A 9,493-nucleotide genomic window follows, 5' to 3' on the forward strand; every position below is an offset into this window, starting at 1 on the left:
AATAAGAAAATCGAGAAACGAGAGATCTGTTCGTACAAAACAATTAAATGTTGTTGTGGGATAGGTGTCTCGTTTTTTATTTATTTCTAGGAGGCGTTTAGATAATGGCATTATCTACATTGAAAAGAGATCATATCAAGAAAAATTTAAGAGAAAATGAATATGACGTTGTTATCGTCGGTGGTGGTATTACAGGTGCAGGTATTGCTCTTGACGCTAGTAACCGCGGTATGAAAGTAGCATTAGTTGAAATGCAAGATTTCGCACAAGGTACAAGTTCTAGATCTACTAAACTTGTTCATGGTGGTTTAAGATATTTAAAACAATTACAAGTTGGCGTTGTTGCTGAAACTGGTAAAGAACGTGCAATTGTTTATGAGAACGGTCCACATGTAACTACACCTGAATGGATGCTGTTACCAATGCATAAAGGTGGTACATTCGGTAAATTCTCAACAGCTATCGGTTTAACAATGTATGATAGACTAGCTGGTGTTAAAAAATCTGAACGTAAAAAAATGTTATCTAGACAAGATACACTAGATAAAGAACCACTAGTTAAACAAGAAGGCTTAAAAGGTGGCGGTTATTACGTTGAATACCGTACTGATGACGCTCGTTTAACTATTGAAGTTATGAAAAAAGCAGCTGAAAAAGGTGCAGAAATCATTAACTATACTCGTTCAGAACATTTCACTTATGATTCAAATAAAAAAGTTAATGGTATCGAAGTATTAGATATGATTGACGGAGAAACATACGGTATTAAAGCTAAAAAAGTAATTAATGCTTCTGGTCCATGGGTTGATGAAGTGAGAAGTGGTGACTATGCACGTAATAATAAACAACTACGTTTAACTAAAGGTGTGCACGTTGTTATCGACCAATCTAAATTCCCATTAGGCCAAGCAGTTTATTTCGACACTGAAAAAGATGGTCGTATGATTTTCGCTATACCTCGTGAAGGTAAAGCATATGTTGGTACAACTGATACTTTCTATGATAACGAAAAAGCAACACCATTAACTACACAAGAAGATAGAGATTATCTCATTGATGCGATTAATTACATGTTCCCAAGTGTTAATGTTAAAGATGAAGATATCGAATCAACTTGGGCAGGTGTTCGTCCATTAATCTTAGAAGAAGGTAAAGACCCATCTGAAATTTCTCGTAAAGATGAAGTTTGGGAAGGTGAATCAGGCCTACTTACTATTGCTGGTGGTAAGTTAACAGGTTATCGTCATATGGCACTAGATATTGTTGACTTATTAGCTAAACGTTTAAAACAAGAACATGGACTTAAATTTGAACCATGTGCAACTAAATATCTTAAAATTTCTGGCGGTGACGTAGGTGGTAGTAAAAACTATCAACACTTTGTTGACCAAAAAGTTGACGCAGCCAAAGGATTTGGTATTGAAGAAGATGTTGCACGTAGATTAGCTAGTAAATATGGTTCTAACGTAGATCATTTATTCAACATAGCTCAAACTGCTAAACAACAAGATAATCATTTACCATTAGAAATTTATGTGGAATTAGTTTACGGAATTCAACAAGAAATGGTTTACAAACCAACTGACTTCTTAGTACGTCGTTCAGGTAAATTATACTTCAATATTCAAGATGTTTTAGATTATAAAGAGGCTGTTATTGACGTTATGGCTGACATGCTTAACTATTCAGATGCTCAAAAAGAGTCTTACACTAAAGAAGTAGAAGAAGCAATTGATCAAGCACGTACTGGAAATAATCAACCAGCAGTTAAAGAATAATCATGTTGAATTAATACGTATGAATATCTAATAAACTACTTGTGAATGTTGGCTCTCGCTTTCATTCATAAGTAGTTTTTTAATTTGCAAATTTTGTGCCATCATTTTCTAAAAATAAATGATTAATAAGGGTAATGTTAATATGCAAACGATTTGATTACATCAATGTCTCACGGTATATTATTTATAAAATGGTTTTAATAAACGCATTGAATTAAACCTAAATTTGAAGTTAGAAAGATCGGGGGCATATGTTGTGAGTCAAAGTCAATTTAAAATTACTGTTGAAGATGGAACAATGATTGAAGTTAAAGTTGATAAAGCGAAGAAAAATACTATCGGTATTATTCATCTTTTTCATGGTATGGCTGAACATATGGACCGTTATGACGAGTTAGTAAATGCGTTGAATATACAAGGATACGATGTTTTAAGACACAATCATCGTGGTCATGGTAAAGATATTGATGAAGTTGAACGGGGTCATTTTGAGAGTATGTCTCAGATTGCTGATGATGCGTATGAGATAGTTGAAACACTATATGGTACTGAACTTAAAGTTCCTTACGTTGTTCTTGGACATTCTATGGGCTCTATTATTGCAAGATTATTTGTTATGAGATACCCAGAATTTGCAGATGGATTAATATTAACAGGTACTGGCATGTTCCCAAAATGGAAGGGTGTTCCGGCGACTTTCGCTTTGAAGCTCATTACGATGATCTTAGGAAAACGCCGTCGAGTAAATTGGGTGAATAAATTAGTTAATAAATCATTTAACAAACGAATATCCAATCCCTTAACTGAAAGTGATTGGATATCTACAAGACGTGATGAGGTAGAGAAATTTGTTAAAGATGAATACTGTGGTTTCAAAGTATCTAATCAGTTAATTTATCAAACTGTAAAATTTATGATGCTAACAATAGAACCTAAATGTCTAGATAAACTTAACAAACAATTGCCAATTTTATTGATTTCAGGAAAAGAAGATCCATTTGGTGATTATGGAAAAGGAATCAAACAATTAGGTAAATTGTATAAAAAATCAGGTATTAAGCACATTACTGTTCAGCTATATAAAAATAAAAGACATGAAATTTTATTTGAGGACGATTATCAAACAACGTGGCAACATATGTTTGAATGGATAGAGAAACAAATTTTAAAGAAAAATAAAGTGAGTGAATAACGAAATGACGAATCAACATAAGCCATTTATTGTTGTTATTGTCGGACCAACAGCATCAGGTAAAACTGAATTAAGTATTGAAGTTGCCAAAAAATTTAATGGAGAAATCATTAGTGGCGATTCAATGCAAGTATATAAAAATATGGATATTGGAACAGCTAAAGTAACACAAGATGAAATGGATGGTATCACGCATCATATGATAGACATCTTAGAACCAGATGAGTCGTTTTCGGCATTTGAATTTAAAAAACGTGCAGAAGCATGTATTGAAGATATTACAAATAGAGGTAAATTACCTATTATCGCGGGTGGCACGGGCCTTTACATACAATCATTACTTTATAATTATGCATTTGAAGATGAAACTATTTCAGAAGAGCAAATGAAACGTGTTCAAGCACAACTTGAAGAATTAAAACACTATAATAATGAAGAATTGCATCAGTATCTAGCATCATTTGATAGTGACTCTGCAGAAGATATTCATCCAAATAATCGAAAAAGAGTACTTCGAGCGATAGAATACTATTTAAAAACAAAAAAACTTTTAAGTTCTCGCAAGAAAGTGCAACAATTTACTGAAAATTATGATACATTATTATTAGGGATTGAAATGTCGCGCGAAACATTATATTTTAAAATAAATAAACGTGTCGATATTATGTTGGGTCACGGATTATTTAAAGAAGTGCAAGACCTCGTAGAACAAGGTTTTGAATCAAGTCAAAGTATGCAAGCAATTGGATATAAAGAACTCGTACCTGTAGTAAAAGGTCATATACAGATGGAAGATGCCGTTGAAAAACTTAAACAGCATTCACGTAAGTATGCGAAACGACAATTAACTTGGTTTAAAAATAAAATGGACGTTCGTTGGTTAGATAAAGAAAAAATGTCACTTCAGATGATGTTAGATGAGATTACAACCCAAATAAATAAAAGGAGTTCTAAACATGATTGCAAACGAAAACATCCAAGATCAAGCACTAGAGAACTTTAAAGCAGACAAAACTGAGGTCACTGTATTCTTTTTAAACGGCTTTCAAATGAAAGGTGTTATTGAAGACTTTGACAAATATGTCGTAAGTTTAAATTCTCAAGGCAAACAACATCTGATTTACAAACATGCGATCAGCACTTTCACAGTTGATAATGAAGCAGAAGAATCAACTGAAGAAAAAAGTGAAGAATAGAAGTTGTAATCAAAGTGCATTAATAACGCCATTTTGTTGAAAGTAAAATCTAATCGTTGGTTTTACTAATGAACGAAATACATTTAAGTATTGAAGATAATGTTTTAAAACACTAAGCACTTTAGAACAAATCAAGGGAATGTTTGTAATAAAAAAATGCTTCATGCAATGTGTTGATTGAAGTTCGTCTTAATTTCAATAATTACACATTACATGAAGCATTTTTCATTGTAGTTACACTTTATATTACTCTTACATATTTAATTATAATAATTTTTCAATTTCACTTGCGATTTGGTCTGGTTTTTTCTGAGGAGAAAAGCGTTTAATAACATTACCCTCACGATCAACTAAGAATTTAGTGAAATTCCATTTAATTTTTTCATTTAACATACCTTTTGCAGCGTCAGTTAAATAACGGAATAAAGGATGTTGATTGTCGCCTTTAACGTCTACTTTCTCATGAATAGGGAAAGTAACGCCATAATTAATTTTACAATTTTGAGCAGCCTCTTCTCCTGAACCAGGTTCTTGTCCGCCAAATTGATTACAAGGGAAACCTAAGACGATAAAGCCTTTATCTTTATAGTTATCATATAACTTCTGTAATCCTTCAAATTGTGGAGTAAAACCACATTCACTAGCAGTGTTTACGATTAGCATTACGTCGCCTTTATACTGTTCTAATTTATAATTTTCACCATTATTTTTTTGTACTACGAAATCATAAATTGTTTCCATATCTATCACCCTTTCGATTTACTTCAAATTTAACATAATTTAATCGTATAGTCTTTGTTTATACTCTATGATAGAATGTTTTGAGTAACTTTTTAAAAGGAGATGTATATCATGGCACAGCAACCACATCCGACTAAGAAGAAATTAGAGACTGCTGTTTTAATCGGTGTACATGCTCAAACGGATAATCAATTTAATTTTGATTCAACTATGGAAGAATTAGAAGCTTTATCTCAAACTTGCCGTTTAAATGTTAAAGGACAAATCACTCAAAATAGAGAACAATTTGATCATAAATATTATGTAGGTAAAGGTAAAATAGAGGAAATTAAAGCTTTCATCGAATTTCATGATATAGATGTTGTCGTTACAAATGATGAATTAACGACGGCTCAATCTAAAACATTAAATGATAATTTGGGCATAAAAATCATCGATAGAACCCAATTGATTTTAGAAATATTCGCATTAAGAGCAAGAAGTAGAGAAGGTAAATTACAAGTTGAACTTGCACAACTTGATTATCTTTTACCACGATTGCAAGGTCATGGAAAGAGTCTTTCTCGTTTAGGCGGTGGCATAGGTACAAGAGGTCCAGGTGAAACAAAACTTGAAATGGATCGACGTCATATTAGAACACGCATGAATGAAATCAAGCATCAACTACAATCAGTAGTTGAACATCGTGAAAGATATAGAAATAAACGAGAACAGAATCAAGTTTTCCAAGTTGCCTTAGTTGGTTATACGAATGCTGGAAAATCATCTTGGTTTAACGTTTTAGCGAATGAAGAAACCTACGAAAAGGATTTACTCTTTGCAACATTAGACCCAAAAACACGTCAAATACAAATAAATGAAGGGTTTAATCTTATTATTTCAGATACAGTAGGTTTCATTCAGAAATTACCTACAACACTTGTTGCTGCGTTCAAATCTACGCTTGAAGAAGCTAAAGATGCAGATTTACTATTACACGTTGTTGATGCGAGTCATCCTGAACATCGTACGCAATATGATACAGTTAATCAAATCATTGATGATTTAAATATGGATCAAATACCTCAGGCTGTCATTTTCAATAAAAAAGATTTATGCACAGAAGCTCAAGAGGCTCCAGTTGCTAAATCGCCATATGTATTTGTATCTAGTCGTGATGAAAATGATAAAGATAAAGTTAGAAACTTAATGATTGATGAAATAAAACATCATTTAGACTATTATGAAGAAACAGTTGATAGTACAGATGCAAATCGATTGTACTTCTTAAAGCAACACACACTAGTTGATGAACTTTATTTCAATGAAGACAATGAGACTTATAGTATTAAAGGTTATAAAAAATAAAGAAGGAAGAAAAATCATGGAAGAAATGACCAAATTAATTGAAGAAGTTGAAACGACTTTAGCACCATTCTTCAAAGATATTGAGAAAACTGCGTTAATCAATCAAGAAAAAGTATTAGACGCATTTCACCATGTCAAAGCTACAGAGAGTGACTTGCAAGGATCTACCGGGTACGGTTATGACGATTTTGGTAGAGATCATTTAGAAGAAATTTACGCTCACACATTTAAAGCTGAAGATGCACTTGTCAGACCACAAATCATTTCAGGTACCCATGCAATTACGCTAGCTCTGCAGAGTACTTTAAAATATGGCGACGAGTTGCTATATATCACTGGAAGTCCATATGACACTTTACTAGAAGTAATAGGTGTGAACGGAAATGGTATAGAAAGTTTAAAAGAACATGGTGTGCACTATAACGAGGTCAAATTGAATAATGGTAAAATTGATATTCCTTCTGTACTTAGTGCAATAAATGAGAAAACGAAAGTTGTCGCTATTCAACGTTCTAAAGGTTATGATCAACGCCCGTCAATTCCGGTGGATGAAATTGAAGAGGCGATTGATACAATTAAAACACAGCATCCGAATGTCATTATATTCGTAGATAATTGCTATGGAGAATTTGTTGAAGATAAAGAACCTATTGAAGTAGGGGCTGACTTAATCGCAGGTTCACTCATTAAGAACCCTGGTGGTGGCCTAGCTAAGATAGGCGGGTATATAGCCGGTCGTAAAGATTTAATTGAGAGATGCGGTTATCGCTTAACTGCGCCAGGTATTGGTAAAGAAGCGGGAGCATCTTTAAATTCTTTACAAGAAATGTATCAAGGATTCTTTTTAGCTCCTCATGTAGTCAGTCAAAGTTTGAAAGGCGCATTGTTTACCAGTCTTCTTCTTGAAAAGTTAAACATGAAAACGACACCTAAATACAATGTGAAACGTACAGACTTAATCCAAACGGTACAATTTGAGACGAAAGAACAAATGATATCTTTCTGTCAAAGTATACAACATGCTTCTCCAATTAATGCACATTTTAGTCCAGAACCTAGTTATATGCCTGGATACGAAGATGATGTCATTATGGCAGCAGGTACCTTTGTACAAGGCTCCTCTATAGAATTATCAGCGGATGGTCCTATTAGACCACCATATGAGGCATACGTACAAGGTGGACTTACTTATGAACATGTTAAATTAGCTGTAACACGAGCAGTTACACAACTGCGAAAACAAAACTTGATATAAAGATTAATTTAACTCTCTAAATAAACTTAATTTAGAGAGTTTTGTATTTGTTTGAACTTTTTGTCAGAAAATTATAAAATTATTTTAGAAAGTATAAGTTGTTGCCTGAAATTAATTAAAAATTTTGAATGAATTTGGTAGTAGAAATATTGATATGACAGTTTTTTGATATTTTATGTTAGAAAACCTTACATACTTTTGTATTATCGATAAAACTATGCTAAATTAATGATAAGTTCAAAAGTAGAGGAGAGGTTCAAGTGCAGTCTAATGATTCAATCAGACGTAACATGGCCGTATTCTCTATGAGTGTAGTGAGTAAATTAACCGAATTAAGTCCAAGACAAATTCGATACTATGAGACACATGAACTCATTACACCAGAAAGAACTGAAGGTAACAAAAGGTTATTTTCAATGAATGATTTGGATAGACTTTTAGAAATTAAATCTTTAATTGAAAAGGGTTTTAACATTAAAGGTATTAAACAAATCATTTTTGATGATCAAGATCACTTATCGACAGACGAACAAGAGACTAGAAAAAGAATGATTGTAGATGCAACGCAGAAACCGCGTAGCGAAACATTACCAATAAATCGTGGTGACTTATCAAGATTTATTAAATAAAATTTGGAGGATTAAAACCATGCCAAAACGTAGTTTTACAAAAGATGATATTCGTAAGTTTGCTGAAGAGGAAAACGTAAGATATTTAAGATTACAATTTACTGATATTTTAGGAACAATTAAAAACGTAGAGGTTCCTGTTAGCCAATTAGAAAAAGTTTTAGATAATGAAATGATGTTTGATGGCTCTTCAATCGAAGGATTTGTAAGAATTGAAGAATCTGATATGTATTTACATCCAGATTTAGATACTTGGGTAATCTTCCCATGGACTGCTGGACAAGGTAAAGTTGCACGTTTAATCTGTGATGTATTTAAAACAGATGGTACTCCATTTGAAGGCGATCCACGTGCTAACTTAAAACGAGTTTTAAAAGAAATGGAAGATATGGGATTCACAGACTTCAACTTAGGGCCTGAACCAGAATTCTTCTTATTCAAATTAGATGAAAAAGGTGAACCAACATTGGAACTTAATGATGATGGTGGTTACTTCGACTTAGCACCTACAGACTTAGGTGAGAATTGCCGTCGTGATATCGTATTAGAATTAGAGGATATGGGCTTTGATATTGAAGCAAGTCACCATGAAGTTGCACCTGGTCAACATGAAATTGACTTTAAATATGCAGATGCTGTAACAGCATGTGATAATATTCAAACATTCAAACTTGTTGTAAAAACTATTGCTCGTAAACATAATTTACATGCGACATTTATGCCTAAACCATTATTTGGTGTTAACGGAAGCGGAATGCACTTTAACGTTTCACTATTCAAAGGTAAAGAAAATGCATTCTACGATCCAAATGGCGAAATGCAATTAACAGAAACAGCTTATCAATTTACAGCAGGTGTTCTTAAAAATGCACGTGGTTTCACTGCAGTATGTAACCCTCTAGTAAACTCTTATAAACGTTTAGTGCCAGGTTACGAAGCACCATGTTATATCGCTTGGAGTGGTAAAAACCGTTCTCCATTAGTACGTGTACCTTCTTCAAGAGGATTGTCAACTCGTATTGAAGTACGTTCAGTTGACCCTGCAGCTAACCCTTACATGGCTTTAGCAGCAATCCTTGAAGCAGGATTAGACGGAATTAAGAATAAACTAGAAGTACCAGAACCAGTAAATCAAAATATCTACGAAATGAATCGTGAAGAACGAGAAGCAGTTGGCATCCAAGACTTACCATCAACATTGTATACTGCGTTAAAATCAATGCGTGAAAATCCTTCAATCAAAAAAGCTTTAGGAAATCACATTTACAATCAATTTATTAACTCTAAATCAATTGAATGGGATTATTACCGTACTCAAGTTTCTGAATGGGAACGCGAGCAGTACATGAAACAAT

General features: G+C 33.3%; 9 protein-coding genes. 8 read left to right on the plus strand and 1 reads right to left on the minus strand.

All coding sequences use genetic code 11. The features are described from left to right. Window positions 1-104 precede the first annotated feature (104 nt). The 4 genes from HMPREF2642_RS08830 (at window position 105) to hfq (ending at window position 4,166) form a co-directional block, all read left to right on the plus strand. The gene (locus tag HMPREF2642_RS08830) at window positions 105-1,778 is read left to right on the plus strand and encodes a glycerol-3-phosphate dehydrogenase/oxidase (protein WP_030064837.1); all 1,674 of its coding nucleotides are present in this window, start codon (window positions 105-107) and stop codon (window positions 1,776-1,778) included. 256 nt (window positions 1,779-2,034) lie between these two features. After that, on the plus strand, window positions 2,035-2,970 hold the full coding sequence (locus HMPREF2642_RS08835) for an alpha/beta hydrolase (RefSeq protein WP_030064839.1): 936 nt from the start codon (window positions 2,035-2,037) through the stop codon (window positions 2,968-2,970). A 4-nt stretch (window positions 2,971-2,974) separates the two neighbouring features. Next, window positions 2,975-3,973 carry a tRNA (adenosine(37)-N6)-dimethylallyltransferase MiaA gene (gene miaA / locus HMPREF2642_RS08840; RefSeq protein ID WP_030064841.1) on the plus strand — a complete coding sequence of 333 codons (999 nt, stop codon included), beginning with the start codon at window positions 2,975-2,977 and terminating at the stop codon, window positions 3,971-3,973. Beyond that, window positions 3,927-4,166 carry an RNA chaperone Hfq gene (hfq, locus tag HMPREF2642_RS08845; RefSeq protein ID WP_002433967.1) on the plus strand — a complete coding sequence of 80 codons (240 nt, stop codon included), beginning with the start codon at window positions 3,927-3,929 and terminating at the stop codon, window positions 4,164-4,166. The genes miaA and hfq overlap by 47 nt, the downstream gene beginning before the upstream one ends. 264 nt (window positions 4,167-4,430) lie before the next feature. Here hfq and HMPREF2642_RS08850 read toward each other — a convergent pair whose 3' ends face one another. After that, on the minus strand, window positions 4,431-4,907 hold the full coding sequence (locus tag HMPREF2642_RS08850) for a glutathione peroxidase (protein WP_023350360.1): 477 nt from the start codon (window positions 4,905-4,907) through the stop codon (window positions 4,431-4,433). A gap of 111 nt (window positions 4,908-5,018) precedes the next feature. Between HMPREF2642_RS08850 and hflX the strand changes: the two genes are divergently transcribed. The 4 genes from hflX to glnA form a co-directional block, all read left to right on the plus strand. Beyond that, the gene (hflX, locus tag HMPREF2642_RS08855; protein WP_030064842.1) at window positions 5,019-6,254 is read left to right on the plus strand and encodes a GTPase HflX; all 1,236 of its coding nucleotides are present in this window, start codon (window positions 5,019-5,021) and stop codon (window positions 6,252-6,254) included. Window positions 6,255-6,270: 16 nt separating this feature from the next. Further along, entirely contained in the window at window positions 6,271-7,509 is a 1,239-nt protein-coding gene (locus tag HMPREF2642_RS08860; protein WP_030064844.1) for a methionine gamma-lyase family protein, read from the plus strand. A gap of 260 nt (window positions 7,510-7,769) precedes the next feature. Next, window positions 7,770-8,138 carry a MerR family transcriptional regulator gene (locus HMPREF2642_RS08865; protein WP_002433929.1) on the plus strand — a complete coding sequence of 123 codons (369 nt, stop codon included), beginning with the start codon at window positions 7,770-7,772 and terminating at the stop codon, window positions 8,136-8,138. A 19-nt stretch (window positions 8,139-8,157) separates the two neighbouring features. Continuing rightward, window positions 8,158-9,493 (plus strand): type I glutamate--ammonia ligase (gene glnA, locus HMPREF2642_RS08870; RefSeq protein ID WP_049385913.1); only part of this gene is annotated, 1,336 nt, incomplete at its 3' end.

The organism is Staphylococcus sp. HMSC055A09, from assembly GCF_001809655.1.
Lineage (GTDB): Bacteria > Bacillota > Bacilli > Staphylococcales > Staphylococcaceae > Staphylococcus > Staphylococcus capitis.

Bases quoted from the DNA above. Each gene is read 5' to 3' on its own strand.
- HMPREF2642_RS08830 (WP_030064837.1), top strand. From the start codon at position 105: ATGGCATTATCTACATTGAAAAGAGATCATATCAAGAAAAATTTAAGA.
- miaA (WP_030064841.1), top strand. From the start codon at position 2,975: ATGACGAATCAACATAAGCCATTTATTGTTGTTATTGTCGGACCAACA.
- hfq (WP_002433967.1), top strand. From the start codon at position 3,927: ATGATTGCAAACGAAAACATCCAAGATCAAGCACTAGAGAACTTTAAA.
- HMPREF2642_RS08850 (WP_023350360.1), bottom strand. From the start codon at position 4,907: ATGGAAACAATTTATGATTTCGTAGTACAAAAAAATAATGGTGAAAAT.
- hflX (WP_030064842.1), top strand. From the start codon at position 5,019: ATGGCACAGCAACCACATCCGACTAAGAAGAAATTAGAGACTGCTGTT.
- HMPREF2642_RS08860 (WP_030064844.1), top strand. From the start codon at position 6,271: ATGGAAGAAATGACCAAATTAATTGAAGAAGTTGAAACGACTTTAGCA.